We start from the raw sequence: 14,359 nt of genomic DNA, 5'->3' as shown, positions 1-14,359 counted from the left end.
ATAAGGCGAGTTTATTACGATTCACCGGAGTTTTTCAAATATGGATATCTGTTTTCGTCATTAGCAATCCACCCGGCAGCGGATGGGGGCGGTGACGGCGGAACGGAGATTCGGGCGCGACGTGGCTAGGACGTCGCGCGGTCACCACGAAAACCCTGGGGTCCCCGAATGTATCAGTACGACCAATACGACCAGACGATCGTCGACGAGCGTGTCGCGCAGTACCGCGATCAGGTGCGCCGCCGGCTGTCGGGCGAGTTGAGCGAAGACGAATTCCGACCGCTGCGCCTGCAGAACGGCCTGTACATGCAGCGCCACGCGTACATGCACCGCATCGCGATTCCGTACGGCAACCTGCGCAGCGACCAGCTCCGGATGCTGGCGCGCATCGCCCGCGAACACGACCGCGGCTACGGTCACTTCTCGACCCGCTCGAACATCCAGTTCAACTGGGTCGAGCTGGAAGACACGCCCGAGATCCTCGCGAAGCTCGCGTCGGTGCAGATGCACGCGATCCAGACGTCGGGCAACTGCATCCGCAACATCACGGCCGACCAGTTCGCCGGCGTCGCGCAGGACGAAGAGATCGATCCGCGCCCGTGGGCCGAGATCCTGCGTCAGTGGTCGACGTTCCATCCCGAATTCGCGTGGCTGCCGCGCAAGTTCAAGATCGCGGTGTCGGGTTCGAAGGACGACCGCGCGGCCGTGCAGATCCACGATCTCGGTGTGTACCTGAAGAAGAACGCGCAAGGCGAAGTGGTCGCGAGCATCCTCGCGGGCGGCGGCCTCGGCCGGACGCCGATCGTCGGCGCGGTGATCAAGGAAGACCTGCCGTGGCAGCACCTGATCACGTACTGCGAAGCCGTGCTGCGCGTGTACAACCGCTACGGCCGCCGCGACAACCTGTACAAGGCGCGGATCAAGATCCTCGTGAAGGCGCTGTCGCCGGCGAAGTTCGCGCAACAGGTCGAGGAAGAGTGGCAGCACCTGAAGGACGGCCCGTCGACGCTCACGCAGGCCGAGCTCGACCGCGTGTCGCAGTACTTCGCGCCGCCCGTCTACGAGAAGCTGGCCGACACCGACGCGTCGTTCGAACAGCACCTGCTCGAGAACAAGGCGTTCGCGCGCTGGGTCGAGCGTAACGTCGCACCGCACAAGGTGCCGGGCTACGCGGCCGTCACGCTGTCGCTGAAGGATCATCGCGTGGCGCCGGGTGACGCGACCGACGCGCAGATGGACCTGGTGGCCGACTGGGCCGACGCGTACTCGCTCGGCGAGCTGCGCGTGTCGCACGAGCAGAACCTGATTCTCGCGAACGTGAAGAAGCGCGACCTGTTCGCGGTGTGGGAAAAGGCGAAGGCGGCCGGTTTCGCGACGCCGAACATCGGCCTGCTGACGGACATCATCGCGTGCCCGGGCGGCGACTTCTGCTCGCTCGCGAACGCGAAGTCGATTCCGATCGCGCTGGCGATCCAGCAGCGTTTCGACGATCTGGACTATGTGTACGACCTCGGCGACCTGTCGCTGAACATTTCCGGTTGCATGAACTCGTGCGGTCACCACCACGTCGGCAACATCGGCATCCTCGGTGTCGACAAGGACGGCGCCGAGTGGTACCAGGTGTCGCTCGGCGGCGAGCAGGGCACGGGCCAGAACGGCGCGCGCCTCGGCCGCGTGATCGGGCCGTCGTTCTCGGCGGAAGAAGTGCCGGACGTGATCGCGAAGCTGATCGACACGTTCGTCGATGCGCGCATCGACGGTGAGCGCTTCGTCGACACGTACGACCGCATCGGCATCGCGCCGTTCAAGGAGCGCGTGTATGCGGCGCGCCAGGCAGTGAACGCGTAACCAACCGGGTACAAGGAATTTGCAGATGGCTTCGATTATCAAGAACCGCGCAGTGATCGACGACGCATGGCAGGTCGTGCGCGCGGCGGAAGACGGTGCGCTGCCCGCGGTCGACGCGTTGCCGGCCGGCAAGGTGCTGGTGCCGTTCGCGTTGTGGCAGGCCGAGCGCGCGGCGCTCGTCGCCGCGAAGACGAAGGACGAGCTCGGCGTGTGGCTCGCGTCGGACAGCGAACCGGCCGATCTCGTGGCCGATTTCGGCGCGATTTCGCTGATCGCCGTCGATTTCCCGCGCTTCGCGGACGGCCGTGGCTACAGCATCGCGCGCCTGCTGCGCGAGCGCCACGGCTGGACCGGCGAACTGCGTTCGATCGGCGACGTGCTGCGCGACCAGCTGCTGTACATGTCGCGTTGCGGCTTCGACGCATTCGCGGTGCGCGCCGACAAGGACATCCACGACGCACTGAACGCGTTCACGGAATTCACGCAGCGTTACCAGGGCGCGTTCGACGAGCCGGCGCCGCTGTTCCGCCGCCGCGCGGCCGACGCAGCGACGCCCGATGCGAAGGTGAGCGCATGAGTGCCGCCACCGCGCTGACGCCGGTACTCGCCGCGAAGGTCGAGCGCCTCGACGCGCTGCTCGCGCAGATCGGCGCCCGTCACGAAAAAGTGAAGTTCGCGAGCAGCCTCGCGGCGGAAGACATGCTGCTCACGCACGCGATCCTGTCGAAGGGCGTGTCGATCGGCATTTTCTCGCTGAACACGGGCCGCCTGCATGCGGAAACGCTCGGCATGATCGACCGCGTGCGCGAGCGCTACGGCTACGAGATCGAGCAGTTCCACCCGCAGCAGGACGCGGTCGACCAGTATGTCGCCGAACACGGCCTGAACGCGTTCTACGAGAGCGTCGAGCTGCGCAAGTCGTGCTGCCACATCCGCAAGGTCGAGCCGCTGAACCGCGCACTGTCCGACGTCGGCGCGTGGGTCACCGGCCAGCGCCGCGAGCAGTCGGTCACGCGCGCGGAGCTGCACGAGGAAGAACAGGACGAAGCGCGCGGGATCGCGAAGTACAACCCGCTCGCTGACTGGACGGAAAGCGACGTGTGGGCGTACCTTGACGCGTTTGAGGTGCCGGTCAACCCGCTGCATGCGCGCGGCTATCCGAGCATCGGCTGCGAGCCGTGTACGCGCGCGATCCGTCCCGGCGAGGACAGCCGCGCGGGCCGCTGGTGGTGGGAATCGCGCGATACGAAGGAATGCGGCCTGCACATCACGATTACGCCGGTTCCTGCGGCCGCCGAAGCTGGCGCCGCGCACTGAAAGCCTGACAAGAAACTGAATATTGCGCCGCCAGCGACAGCGGGCGGCACGAACCCAGAAGAGAAGGACTGAAATCATGAGCACGACGCTCGAGCAATCCGCCTTTGCCCCGGCCACCGGCGCGGACAGCCGCATGGGCCACCTCGACTGGCTCGAAGCCGAGTCGATCCACATCCTGCGCGAGCTGGTTGCCGAGTGCAGCAAGCCGGCGCTGCTGTTCTCGGGCGGTAAGGATTCGGTCGTCGTGCTGCATCTGGCACTGAAAGCATTCGGCCTCGGCGCGAACCGCAAGACGACGCTGCCGTTCCCGCTCGTGCACATCGACACGGGCCACAACTACGAGGAAGTGATCGACTTCCGCGACCGCCGCGCGCAGGAACTGGGCGCCGAGCTGATCGTCGGTCACGTCGAGGATTCGATCAAGCGCGGCACGGTCGTGCTGCGCCGCGAAACCGATTCGCGCAACGCCGCGCAGGCCGTCACGCTGCTCGAGACGATCGAGGCGCACGGCTACACGGCACTGATCGGCGGCGCGCGCCGCGACGAGGAAAAGGCGCGTGCGAAGGAGCGCATCTTCTCGTTCCGCGACGAGTTCGGCCAGTGGGATCCGAAGGCGCAGCGCCCGGAACTGTGGAGCCTGTACAACGCCCGCCTGCACAAGGGCGAGCACCTGCGCGTGTTCCCGATCTCGAACTGGACCGAACTCGACGTGTGGCAGTACATCGCGCGCGAGAACCTCGAACTGCCGTCGATCTACTACGCGCACCAGCGCGAGATCGTGCGCCGCAACGGGCTGCTCGTGCCCGTCACGCCGCTCACGCCGATGCGTGACGGCGAGTCGAGCGAGCTTGCGCAAGTGCGCTTCCGCACGGTCGGCGACATCAGCTGCACGTGCCCGGTCGAGAGCGATGCGGACGACGTCGAGAAGATCATCGCCGAGACGGCGGTGACCGAGATCACCGAACGCGGCGCGACCCGGATGGACGACCAGGCGTCCGAAGCCGCGATGGAACAGCGCAAGAAGCAAGGTTATTTCTGAAGCACACGAGGACATTCACATCATGAGCATCATCGAGAACACCGAAGACCTCGGCGTGCTGCGCTTCATCACCGCGGGCAGCGTCGACGACGGCAAGAGCACGCTGATCGGCCGCCTGCTGTACGACAGCAAGGCCGTGCTGTCCGACCAGCTGTCCGCGCTGTCGCGTGCGAAGAACAAGCGCACGGTCGGCGACGAGCTCGATCTCGCGCTGCTGACCGACGGCCTCGAGGCCGAGCGCGAGCAGGGCATCACGATCGACGTCGCGTACCGTTACTTCGCGACCGCGAAGCGCAAGTTCATCATCGCCGACACGCCGGGCCACGAGCAGTACACGCGCAACATGGTGACGGGCGCGTCGACCGCGCACGCAGCGATCATCCTGATCGACGCGACGCGCATCACGGTGGAAAACGGCGTCGTGCAGTTGCTGCCGCAGACCAAGCGCCACAGCGCGATCGTCAAGCTGCTCGGGCTGCAGCACGTGATCGTCGCGATCAACAAGATGGACCTCGTCGACTACAGCGAGGCGCGCTTCAACGAGATCCGCGACGCCTACGTCACGCTCGCGAAGCAGCTCGGCCTGACCGACGTGGGCTTCGTGCCGGTGTCGGCGCTGAAGGGCGACAACATCGTCGGCGCGAGCGAGCGCATGCCGTGGTATGCGGGCGAACCGCTCCTCGACGTGCTCGAGTCGCTGCCGGTGGAGACGCAGGCGCATGACGCGCTGCGCTTCCCGGTGCAGTGGGTTGCGCGCCAGGACGGCAGCTCGGCCGACGATTTCCGCGGCTACATGGGCCGGATCGAGTCGGGCGAAGTGAAGGTCGGCGACGAGATCGTCGTACTGCCGTCGAACCGCACCGCGACGATCGCCGAGATCGTCTCGCCGGTGCCGGGCGGCACGGCGTCCGTCGCGCACGCGTTCGCGGGCCAGACGGTCACGATCCGTCTCGAGGAGGATGTCGACGTGTCGCGCGGCGACATGTTCGTCACGACCGCCGAGCCCGTCGAGCCGGCCAAGAAGCTCGAGGCCGACCTGTGCTGGTTCGACGAAACGCCGTTGTCGCCGCAGCGCAAGTACCTGCTGAAGCAGACCACGAGCACGGTGTTCGCGAAGGTCGGCGCGGTCAAGCAGGTGCTCGACGTGCATACGCTGTCGCACGCCACCGACCGTCAGGAACTGAAGATGAACGACATCGGCCGCGTCGCGCTGACGCTGCAGAAGCCGATCGTCTGCGACACGTACGATGCGCATCCGGGTACGGGCGCGTTCGTGCTGATCGACGAGGCGACGCATCACACGGTCGCCGCGGGCATGATCCGCGCGTTCTCGGCGTAATCGTCAATCTGCGCGGCGAACCGCGCCGCCACACGGCGGCGCGGGCCGTACGCCAACGTCCGCAGGGACGAAGCGAAGCGACCAACATGGGCAAGGTGTATCTGATCGGAGCAGGGCCGGGCGCGGCCGACCTCATCACGGTGCGCGGCGCGCGCCTGCTCGCGCAGGCGGACGTCGTGCTGCACGACGCGCTCGTCGAGCCGGCGATGCTCGACTATGCGCCGAACGCGCGCCGGATCGCGGTCGGCAAGCGTTGCGGGCAGCGCTCGACCGCGCAGCATTTCATCAACAAGCAGATCGTCGATGCGGCGCGCGAGCACGCGTGCGTCGTGCGGCTGAAGGGCGGCGATCCGATGCTGTTCGGTCGCGCGGAAGAGGAAATGCGCGCGCTCGAGGCGGCCGGCATCGACTACGAGGTCGTGCCGGGCATCACCGCGGCACTGGCCGGCGCGGCGACGCTGAAGCGCTCGCTGACGTTGCGCGGTGTGTCGCGCAGCGTCGCGTTCGCAACGCACAGCCGGGCGCCGGGCAGTGACGAGATCCGCGAGGCCGCGCGCGCCGATTCGATCGTCTACTACATGGGCCGCGACAGCGCCCCCGGCATCGCGCAGGAACTGATCGACGCCGGCCGCGCGCCGGCGACGCCCGTGGCGATCGTCGAGGCATGCAGCACCGCGCGCGAGCGCTCGCTGACGCTGACGCTCGCGCAGATGGCGGCGGGCGACGCACAGGCATGGCTCGATCCCGCGGAACCGAGCCTGCTGATGATCGGCGATGCATTCGCCGAGCGCACCCGGCAGGCGAGCGCGGGCGATCCGTTGCGCAATGCCGCCTGAGCGCGGCTCGACGGCAGTCCGAAACGAAAAAAGCGCTGGCAGATGCCAGCGCTTTTTCTTTGTGTCCGGCGAATGCGCGGCCTACGCGTTGTCGCCGATCTGGTCGACGCAATAGCGCGCGATCGCGTCGAGCACGCCATCGTCTTCGCCGACGGCTGTCGCGCAACGGATCTCGACGCCCGGATGTGCGGCGCGGCACGCATCGACGAGCTGCGGCAGGTCGCGACGGACATGACCACCCTGCCCGAAGAACACCGGTACGACGGTGATGCGCGTGCAGCCGGCCGTGACTTGCGTGGCCACAGCCTCACCGAGCGACGGGGTCATCAGTTCGAGGAAGGCGAGCGACACCTGCGGGGCAGGGGAGCCGGCGCTGCGCAGCCGCGCGGCGAGCCGCTCGAACGGCTCGGCCCAGCGCGGATCGCGGGCGCCGTGGCCGAACAGGACGATGCCATGCGAACTCATGTCGAAGCCTCCGTCGTCACGCGGCACTCAGTGCCGGTCGACCCACTTGAGCGCGAACAGGCCGAGCGCGAGATAGATCAGGCCCGGCGTTGCGGCCGTCAGCGGCGCGGGCCACGTGTTCAGCGTGCCGATGTGCGAGAACAGCGTGTTGAGCAGCTGGAAGCTCATGCCGAGCATGATGCCGCCGAACACCTTCACGCCGACCACGCCCGCACGCGTGTGCAGGTACGCGAACGGCAGCGACAGCACGAGCATCACGAACACGGCGAACGGATACAGCAGCTTGCGCCACAGCGCGATGTCGTAGCGCTGCGTGTCCTGCTGATTCTCGCGCAAGTGCTGGATGTAGCGGAACAGGTTGAAGATCGACATGCGTTCCGGCGACACCAGCAGCACCGACAGGATCTGCGGGGTCAGGTCGGAGCGCAGCCGGTATTCGGGCAGCGACACCTGCTGCGACCGGTACACCGGGTTCAGCGCGTCGGCCGGCTGCCCGCTGATCGGCTTGATCGGCGTGAGCTCCGTTTCGGTGACGCCCTTCAGCAGCCAGTGGCCGGGCGGCTCGTAGCTACCCGTCTGCGCGATCCGCACGTTCTGCAGCTGGAACTTCGAGTCGAATTCGTAGATGCGCACGTTGCTGATTGTCGAGTCGGGCGACAGGCTGCCGACGTTGACGAAGCGCGTGACCTGCTCGCCGTTTTCGCGGGCTGCGAGCGTGTCCTTCACCCACACGCCCGACTGGAAGTTCGACGACACCGACGCGCCGAGCGCCTGCAGCCGCACGCGCTCGGACAGCTGGTCGGCGTACGGGCCGACGAATTCGCCGATCAGGTAGGTGATGATCACGAGCGGCACGCCGATCTTCAGCAGCGAGCGCAGCGCCTGGTTGGTCGCGAGGCCCGACACGCGGAAGATCGTGAATTCCGAGTTCGCGGCCATCTGCGCGAACACGTAGATCGCGCTGATCAGCGCGGCGACCGGGATGATTTCGTAGAAGCGCGACGGCGTTTGAAGCGCGACGCGCAGTACCGCGTAGCCGAACTTGTAGTTGCCGTGCCCGACCGAATTCAGTTCGCTGATCAGGTCGAAGAAGAAGAACAGGCCCGAGAACGCGAACAGGATGAAGACGAACGTGACGTAGATCTGTCGCGCGAAGTATTTTTCATAGAGCCGCATCGATCATGCTCCCGAGCGGCCGAACAGCGCGCGTGTAAACAGCGGACGATTGCGCACGCGCAACCAGAAAATGAACGCGACGATCACCGCGACGAGTGCATGCAGGCCGACGAGGCCGACGCCGAACGACATCTTGCCCTGCTCGATCTGCGCCTGTACGACGTTCAGCAGGTTCGAGTATGTGAGGTAGATCAGCACGGCCATCACGAGGTTGATCGTGCGGCTGCGGCGCGGGTTCTGATACGCGAGCGGGATGCCGAGCACCATCAGGTTGAGCGCGATCAGCGGCAGCCCCGCGCGCCATGCGAATTCCGCGAGGTTGTCGCGCGTCGGGTTGCGCAGCAGGTCGAGCGTCGGCGTGCTGTTGGTGGTCGGCACGTTGACGACCGGGGTGCTCGTGATCTTCACGCCGTAGCGCTCGAACTCCATGATCTTGAAGTTCGGCTGGCCGGGCGTGCCGTCGTAGCGGCGGCCGTCTTCCAGGACGACGAAACGGTTGCCGTCCAGCGTCTCGGTGTGCCCCGTCTGCGACACGACGACGTTGACCTTGCCGTTCTCGGTCGACGTGACGAATACGTTCTGCACCTTGCTCTGGTCCGGCGACATCTTCTCGATGAAGAACACGCGGTGGTTCGCGGCCGATTCGCGGAACTGGCCCGGCGCGAGCAGCGAGATTTCGTCGCGCTGCTGGAAGCGCGCGCGGATCATCTTGCTCTGCTGGTTCGACCACGGCCAGCCGACGAACGCGAAGAAGGCGATCAGCAGGACGATCGGCGTGGCGAACACGCCGATCGGCTTGATGAGGCGCGTGAGGCTCACGCCCGACGCAAGCCACACCACCATTTCGGAGTCCCGGTACCACCGGGTCAGCACGAACAGGATCGACACGAACAGCGTGACGACCAGCATCACGGCGAGGTAGCCGATGACGGTCAGGCCGATCAGCACGAGCACGTCCCGCGGATCGATTTCACCGGACGCGGCATAGCCGACGATGCGGATCATCATCGTCGTGAGCATGATCGTGAGCAGCACCATGAACACGGCGCCAGCCGTATACGCAAGCTCGCGCTGGAGGGAGCGTTCGAAGATCATTCTTGATGAGAAGAGGGCGGGAGGCTGCGCACGCGTGGTGGAGCGCTCGCGCCGCCACGGGAAAAATAGCGGATAATTGCGGCTTTCATCCTTAGCCCAGATTTTATCCGAGGACAAGCGCGATGGACTTTAGCATAAAAGGCTGTGATTGGAGCAAAGGCGAGGCCAAGGGGTTCCTGACCGGGAAGTCCGACTGCATCGTGCTCGGCATCTTCGAGGCGCAGACCCTGTCGGGCGCGGCGCTCGACATCGACACGGCCACCAAGGGGCTGATTTCGCGCGTGGTGAAGGCCGGCGACATGGACGGCAAGCGCGGCAAGACGCTGTTCCTGCACGAAGTATCGGGCATCGGCGCGTCGCGCGTGCTGCTCGTCGGCCTCGGCAAGCAGGATGCTTTCAATCAGAAAGCCTATAACGATGCCGTGACGGCCGCCTGGCGCGCGCTGCTGGCGACCAAGGTCGTCCAGGTCACGTTCTCGCTCGCGCAGCTGCCGGTCGACGAGCGCAGCTCCGACTGGGGCGTGCGTGCGGCGATTCTTGCGCTGCGCAACGAGACGTACCGCTTCACGCAGATGAAGAGCAAGGCGGAACCGGCGTCGCACACGCTCAAGCGCGTCGTGTTCAGCGTCGACCCGGCGGACGAAAAGGCCGCGAAGGTCGCGGTCAAGCAGGCCGTCGCGCTCGCGAACGGGATGGATCTGACCCGCGACCTCGGCAACCTGCCCGGCAACGTCTGCACGCCGACCTACCTCGGCAACACCGCGAAGAAGATCGCGAAGGATTGGGGCCTGAAGGCCGAAGTGCTCGGGCTCAAGCAGATCCAGGCGCTGAAGATGGGCTCGTTCCTGTCGGTCGCGCGTGCGTCGGTCGAGCCGCCGCAATTCATCGTGCTGCACTACCAGGGTGCTGCCGCGAAGGCTGCGCCGGTCGTGCTGGTCGGCAAGGGCATCACGTTCGATACGGGCGGCATCTCGCTGAAGCCGGGCGAGGGCATGGACGAGATGAAGTACGACATGTGCGGCGCGGGTTCCGTGCTCGGCACGATGCGCGCGGTTGCCGAGATGGGCCTGAAGATCAACGTCGTCGCGATCGTGCCGACCTGCGAGAACATGCCGGGCGGCAACGCGACGAAGCCGGGCGACATCGTCACCAGCATGAAGGGTCTGACGATCGAGGTGCTGAACACCGACGCCGAAGGCCGCCTGATCCTGTGCGACGCACTCACGTATGCCGAGCGCTTCAAGCCGGCTGCGGTGATCGACGTCGCGACGCTGACGGGCGCGTGCGTGATCGCGCTGGGCGGCCACAACAGCGGCCTGTTCTCGACCAACGACGCGCTCGCGGGCGAACTGCTCGACGCGTCGCGCGAGGCGAACGACCCGGCGTGGCGCATGCCGCTCGACGACGAGTACCAGGACCAGCTGAAGTCGAACTTCGCGGATCTCGCGAACATCGGCGGACGCCCGGCCGGCGCCGTCACGGCAGCGTGCTTCCTGTCGCGCTTCACCGAGAGCTATCCGTGGGCCCACCTCGACATCGCGGGCACCGCGTGGAAGGGCGGTGCCGCGAAGGGCGCGACGGGCCGTCCGGTGCCGCTGCTCGCGCAGTTCCTGATCGACCGCGCCGGCCAGTGATGGCGGTGCTGACGACGATGCGGGTACGCGGGCAATGACGCGGATCGATTTCCACTCGAACGTCGGCGATTCGCTCGCGTACGCGTGCCGGCTGCTGCGCAAGGCCTACCAGGCCGGGCAGCCGGTCGTCGTGCTCGCCGAGCCCGCGCGCCTGCGCGCGCTCGACGAGCGGCTCTGGACGTTCTCGCCGCTCGATTTCATCCCGCATTGCGGCGTCGACAGCGAGCACGCAGCCGGCACGCCCATCGTGCTGGCCGCCGATCTCGACCGCGCGCCGCATCATCACGTGCTGCTGAACCTCGGCGCAGCCGTGCCCGCGCAGTTCGCCCGCTTCGAGCGCCTGCTCGAAGTGGTCGGCAACGCGCCGGACGAGCTGGCCGCGGGCCGCGACCGCTACCGGTTCTACCGCGACCGCGGATACGCACTGAACAACTACAAGCAAGGCAGCTAGCCGCAACCGTCGACGGAGTGTTGCCGTGACAGAAGCCGATTCATCCTCGATCCCGACGCTGACCGACGTGCTGGTGCCGGGCAAGCCGGTGCCGGCGCGCTCGCCTGCGTCCACCACCGCACCGCTGCCGCACGACAGCGCGGCGATTCCGGTGCTGACCGACGTGGTCGCGCCGGGTGCCGCTGGCGCGGCGCAGGCCGGTTCCATCAAAACAGAAGCTGACCCCGAATCTGTCGTCATCGAACCCGTGCCGACGCTGCACGTGCCGGCCGTCGAACTGCCGGGCGACGTGGCGACGGTCGCTGCCGCCGCCGCGGGCGAGACCGATGCGCCGGCCGAACCCGGCGCCGCGGATCACGTGGTTGCCGAAGATGCGGCGGCGATGACGGCGCCGCTGCCGACGTCGCTGGTCAATGACGACGTGCCGCAGCCCGCGTTCGCCGCGATGGCGCGCGAAGCGGCCGGGCAGGCGCCCGACACGGCGATGCCGGAGGCGGTCCTGCCAGGCGTTGCGCCGCAACCGGATGCGCAGGCGGCTGCCGGGCTGACGCCGGAAGATGCGCAGCACATCGCCGAGCGTCTTCGCCATCGCCTGACGAACTATCTGACCGGTGCCGGGCGTGACGCCATCGAATCACGCTGTCGCGATGCGCTGCACGAGCATTCGGCCTGGCTGGTCGGTCAGGTCACGCGCGAAGTCGCGCTCGCGCTGGAAACCGAGGTCATGGATTGGGTGCGCGACGCGGTCGACGAAGAGATTGCACGCCGGCGCGCCGGTCGTTCCGGCTGAACGCGCGATCGTTTGCTGTGACGGAAAAGAGGGTGCGGTCCGGTAAATGCGGGGGAAGCTGCCGTTGAGGTGCCGGTCAGCCGGTGCAGGCGTGCCTGCCGGCGGCGCCCGGCTCGACGGTGATCCTCGTCCGGGATATCCGGTTCAGCGTACCGACAGCACCCATTGGGCGAGCGTGCGGGCTTCGGTGTTCGTCAGTTGCGTATTGGCGGGCATCGGCACGCTGCCCCATACGCCGACGCTGCCTTTCACGATCGACTGGGCAAGGTAGTCGACGGCGTCGCCGCGCGCCGCGTACTTGCCGGCGATGTCGTGGAACGACGGACCCATCAGCGGCTTGCCGATCGCGTGGCAGGCCATGCAGTTCTTGCGCTGTGCAAGCGCGAGCCCGTCGGCCTGATCGGCGCGTGCCGCCGCTGCGCTGCCGATCAGCAGCGTGGCGAGCAGGGCACGCAATATCGTCTGTTTCATGCGGTTCTCCGCCGGCGGGGACGGCCGGCTTCATGGTCCGCGCATTATAAAAGCAAAGGGGAAGCGCGTTTTGCGCGTTCCCCCGGCAGCCATGTTGATTGGGGCTGCATGTCGCGACGCGCCCGCGTCAACCCGTGACGGCCCCCTTGTTCGCCGGCCGCGCGAGCGCCGCGAATTTTGCGAGCACGCCGCGCGTGTAGCGCGGCGCCGGCTGTTGCCAAGCGGCCCGGCGACGCGCGAGTTCCGCATCGTCGACATTCAGCTGCAGCAGCAACCGGTGCGCGTCGATCGTGATCGAGTCGCGTTCCTGCACGAGTGCGATCGTGCCGCCGACGAACGCCTCGGGCGCGACGTGACCGACGACCATGCCCCAGGTGCCGCCCGAGAAGCGGCCGTCCGTGATGAAGCCCACCGATTCGCCGAGCCCCTTGCCGATGATCGCGGAAGTCGGTGCGAGCATTTCCGGCATGCCGGGGCCGCCCTGCGGGCCGAGATAGCGCAGCACGAGGATGTCGCCCGCGCGGATCCGGTCGCCGAGGATGGCGTCCATCGCGCTCTGCTCGTCGTCGAACACGCGGGCCGGGCCCGTAATCACCGGATTTTTCAAGCCGGTGATCTTCGCGACCGCACCGTCTTCCGCGAGATTGCCCTTCAGGATCGCCAGGTGGCCTTCCTTGTACAGCGCGCGGTCGACCGGGTAGATCACATCCTGGTCGGCGCGCGGCACGCTCGGCACGTCCTTCAGTTCGTCGGCGATCGTGCGGCCGGTGATGGTCATGCAGTCGCCGTGCAGCAGCCCCGCATCGAGCAGGATCTTCAGCACCTGCGGAATCCCGCCGGCCCGGTGCAGGTCGGTCGCGACATACTTCCCGGACGGCTTCAGGTCGCAGATCACGGGCACACGCTTGCGGATGCGCTCGAAGTCGTCGATCGTCCAGTCGACCTCGGCCGCGTGCGCGATCGCGAGATAGTGCAGCACCGCGTTGGTCGAGCCGCCCGTGGCCATGATCACCGACACCGCGTTCTCGATCGCTTCCTTCGTGATGATGTCGCGCGGCTTCAGGTCGCGCTTCACGGCCTCGACGAGCACGCGTGCCGATTCGGCGGCCGAATCGACTTTTTCGTCGTCGGGGTTCGCCATCGTCGACGAATACAGCAATGACATCCCGAGCGCCTCGAACGACGAACTCATCGTGTTTGCGGTGTACATGCCGCCGCACGAGCCCGACGTCGGACACGCGTTCTGCTCGACGCCTTCGAAATCCTCCTGCGACATCCGGCCTGCGGTGAATTCGCCGACGGCCTCGAACGACGATACGATCGTCAGGTCCTTCCCTTTCCAGTGGCCGGGGCGGATCGTGCCGCCGTACACGTAGATGCCCGGCACGTTCAGGCGCGCCAGCGCGATCATGCCGCCCGGCATGTTCTTGTCGCAGCCGCCGACCACCACCACGCCGTCCATCCACTGGCCCTGCACGCAGGTCTCGATGCAGTCGGCGATCACCTCGCGCGACACCAGCGAGTACTTCATGCCTTCGGTGCCCATCGACATGCCGTCCGAAATCGTCGGCGTGCCGAAGATCTGCGGGTTCGCGCCGGCGGCCTTCACGGCGTCGACGGCCGCGTCCGACAGGCGCTGCAGGCCGGAATTGCACGGCGTGATCGTCGAATGACCGTTGGCGATGCCGACCATCGGCTTGTCGAAATCGTCCTTCTGGTAGCCGAGTGCGTAATACATCGAGCGGTTCGGCGAGCGGGCCACGCCTTGCGTGATGTGCTTCGAGCGACGGTTGTACGACATGGGGGGCTCCATCGTTGTGTGGGCGTCGCTCGCGCGGGCGCGCCGGTTCGGATCAATCAAGAATGGAGTTTCCGGATTGGGATGTCCAATATATTAT

14 protein-coding genes are annotated in these 14,359 nt (G+C 66.7%); 9 read left to right on the top strand and 5 right to left on the bottom strand.

The window, feature by feature from the left end; genetic code table 11:
- The first annotated feature begins 168 nt into the window (after positions 1 to 168).
- The 6 genes from OHZ10_RS13485 to cobA all read left to right on the top strand — a co-directional run bounded on the left by OHZ10_RS13485 (position 169) and on the right by cobA (position 6,379).
- Positions 169 to 1,848 (top strand): nitrite/sulfite reductase, encoded by a 1,680-nt coding sequence (locus tag OHZ10_RS13485; RefSeq protein ID WP_174992963.1) that lies wholly within the window; start codon positions 169 to 171, stop codon positions 1,846 to 1,848.
- A 25-nt stretch (positions 1,849 to 1,873) separates the two neighbouring features.
- On the top strand, positions 1,874 to 2,425 hold the full coding sequence (locus OHZ10_RS13480; RefSeq protein WP_059233431.1) for a DUF934 domain-containing protein: 552 nt from the start codon (positions 1,874 to 1,876) through the stop codon (positions 2,423 to 2,425).
- Entirely contained in the window at positions 2,422 to 3,165 is a 744-nt protein-coding gene (locus OHZ10_RS13475; RefSeq protein WP_059233432.1) for a phosphoadenylyl-sulfate reductase, read from the top strand. The genes OHZ10_RS13480 and OHZ10_RS13475 overlap by 4 nt, the downstream gene beginning before the upstream one ends.
- Positions 3,166 to 3,241: 76 nt before the next feature.
- A complete protein-coding gene (gene cysD, locus OHZ10_RS13470) occupies positions 3,242 to 4,204 on the top strand; it encodes a sulfate adenylyltransferase subunit CysD (protein WP_059233433.1) in 963 nt (320 codons plus the stop codon).
- A gap of 22 nt (positions 4,205 to 4,226) precedes the next feature.
- Positions 4,227 to 5,543 carry a sulfate adenylyltransferase subunit 1 gene (locus OHZ10_RS13465; protein WP_059233434.1) on the top strand — a complete coding sequence of 439 codons (1,317 nt, stop codon included), beginning with the start codon at positions 4,227 to 4,229 and terminating at the stop codon, positions 5,541 to 5,543.
- A gap of 86 nt (positions 5,544 to 5,629) precedes the next feature.
- Positions 5,630 to 6,379: a uroporphyrinogen-III C-methyltransferase gene (cobA, locus tag OHZ10_RS13460; RefSeq protein WP_059233435.1), complete on the top strand. Its 750-nt coding sequence runs from the start codon at positions 5,630 to 5,632 to the stop codon at positions 6,377 to 6,379.
- 81 nt (positions 6,380 to 6,460) lie between these two features.
- On the opposite strand, the gene OHZ10_RS13455 is transcribed toward cobA, so the two are convergent.
- The 3 genes from OHZ10_RS13455 to lptF are packed head-to-tail and all read right to left on the bottom strand — an operon-like array spanning position 6,461 to position 9,115.
- Positions 6,461 to 6,844: a CbiX/SirB N-terminal domain-containing protein gene (locus OHZ10_RS13455; RefSeq protein WP_342702750.1), complete on the bottom strand. Its 384-nt coding sequence runs from the start codon at positions 6,842 to 6,844 to the stop codon at positions 6,461 to 6,463.
- A 27-nt stretch (positions 6,845 to 6,871) separates the two neighbouring features.
- Entirely contained in the window at positions 6,872 to 8,020 is a 1,149-nt protein-coding gene (gene lptG / locus OHZ10_RS13450; RefSeq protein ID WP_059233437.1) for an LPS export ABC transporter permease LptG, read from the bottom strand.
- A gap of 3 nt (positions 8,021 to 8,023) precedes the next feature.
- On the bottom strand, positions 8,024 to 9,115 hold the full coding sequence (lptF, locus tag OHZ10_RS13445; RefSeq protein WP_059233438.1) for an LPS export ABC transporter permease LptF: 1,092 nt from the start codon (positions 9,113 to 9,115) through the stop codon (positions 8,024 to 8,026).
- A gap of 122 nt (positions 9,116 to 9,237) precedes the next feature.
- Here lptF and OHZ10_RS13440 point away from each other — a divergent pair, with 122 nt between their 5' ends.
- The 3 genes from OHZ10_RS13440 to OHZ10_RS13430 are packed head-to-tail and all read left to right on the top strand — an operon-like array spanning position 9,238 to position 11,990.
- The gene (locus tag OHZ10_RS13440; protein WP_342702749.1) at positions 9,238 to 10,749 is read left to right on the top strand and encodes a leucyl aminopeptidase; all 1,512 of its coding nucleotides are present in this window, start codon (positions 9,238 to 9,240) and stop codon (positions 10,747 to 10,749) included.
- A 34-nt stretch (positions 10,750 to 10,783) separates the two neighbouring features.
- Positions 10,784 to 11,200, top strand: coding sequence for a DNA polymerase III subunit chi (locus OHZ10_RS13435; RefSeq protein ID WP_021160787.1), 417 nt, complete (start codon positions 10,784 to 10,786; stop codon positions 11,198 to 11,200).
- A 25-nt stretch (positions 11,201 to 11,225) separates the two neighbouring features.
- Positions 11,226 to 11,990: a DUF2486 family protein gene (locus OHZ10_RS13430; protein ID WP_342702748.1), complete on the top strand. Its 765-nt coding sequence runs from the start codon at positions 11,226 to 11,228 to the stop codon at positions 11,988 to 11,990.
- A gap of 144 nt (positions 11,991 to 12,134) precedes the next feature.
- Here the strand turns inward: OHZ10_RS13430 and OHZ10_RS13425 are convergent, their stop codons facing one another.
- Positions 12,135 to 12,461 (bottom strand): c-type cytochrome, encoded by a 327-nt coding sequence (locus tag OHZ10_RS13425; protein WP_059233441.1) that lies wholly within the window; start codon positions 12,459 to 12,461, stop codon positions 12,135 to 12,137.
- 127 nt (positions 12,462 to 12,588) lie between these two features.
- Positions 12,589 to 14,262, bottom strand: coding sequence for a dihydroxy-acid dehydratase (ilvD, locus tag OHZ10_RS13420; RefSeq protein WP_342702747.1), 1,674 nt, complete (start codon positions 14,260 to 14,262; stop codon positions 12,589 to 12,591).
- Positions 14,263 to 14,359 lie beyond the last annotated feature (97 nt).

It is taken from the genome of Burkholderia arboris, from assembly GCF_038723655.1.
GTDB classification, from domain to species: Bacteria; Pseudomonadota; Gammaproteobacteria; order Burkholderiales; family Burkholderiaceae; genus Burkholderia; species Burkholderia arboris.
Note: the sequence above shows the minus strand (reverse complement) of the source record. Positions and strands in the feature narration are given on the sequence as shown.

What these genes read in the sequence shown, in the direction of transcription:
- OHZ10_RS13485 (WP_174992963.1), top strand. Translation starts at nt 169, where the DNA reads ATGTATCAGTACGACCAATACGACCAGACGATCGTCGACGAGCGTGTC.
- OHZ10_RS13480 (WP_059233431.1), top strand. Translation starts at nt 1,874, where the DNA reads ATGGCTTCGATTATCAAGAACCGCGCAGTGATCGACGACGCATGGCAG.
- OHZ10_RS13475 (WP_059233432.1), top strand. Translation starts at nt 2,422, where the DNA reads ATGAGTGCCGCCACCGCGCTGACGCCGGTACTCGCCGCGAAGGTCGAG.
- cysD (WP_059233433.1), top strand. Translation starts at nt 3,242, where the DNA reads ATGAGCACGACGCTCGAGCAATCCGCCTTTGCCCCGGCCACCGGCGCG.
- OHZ10_RS13465 (WP_059233434.1), top strand. Translation starts at nt 4,227, where the DNA reads ATGAGCATCATCGAGAACACCGAAGACCTCGGCGTGCTGCGCTTCATC.
- cobA (WP_059233435.1), top strand. Translation starts at nt 5,630, where the DNA reads ATGGGCAAGGTGTATCTGATCGGAGCAGGGCCGGGCGCGGCCGACCTC.
- OHZ10_RS13455 (WP_342702750.1), bottom strand. Translation starts at nt 6,844, where the DNA reads ATGAGTTCGCATGGCATCGTCCTGTTCGGCCACGGCGCCCGCGATCCG.
- lptG (WP_059233437.1), bottom strand. Translation starts at nt 8,020, where the DNA reads ATGCGGCTCTATGAAAAATACTTCGCGCGACAGATCTACGTCACGTTC.
- lptF (WP_059233438.1), bottom strand. Translation starts at nt 9,115, where the DNA reads ATGATCTTCGAACGCTCCCTCCAGCGCGAGCTTGCGTATACGGCTGGC.
- OHZ10_RS13440 (WP_342702749.1), top strand. Translation starts at nt 9,238, where the DNA reads ATGGACTTTAGCATAAAAGGCTGTGATTGGAGCAAAGGCGAGGCCAAG.
- OHZ10_RS13435 (WP_021160787.1), top strand. Translation starts at nt 10,784, where the DNA reads ATGACGCGGATCGATTTCCACTCGAACGTCGGCGATTCGCTCGCGTAC.
- OHZ10_RS13425 (WP_059233441.1), bottom strand. Translation starts at nt 12,461, where the DNA reads ATGAAACAGACGATATTGCGTGCCCTGCTCGCCACGCTGCTGATCGGC.
- ilvD (WP_342702747.1), bottom strand. Translation starts at nt 14,262, where the DNA reads ATGTCGTACAACCGTCGCTCGAAGCACATCACGCAAGGCGTGGCCCGC.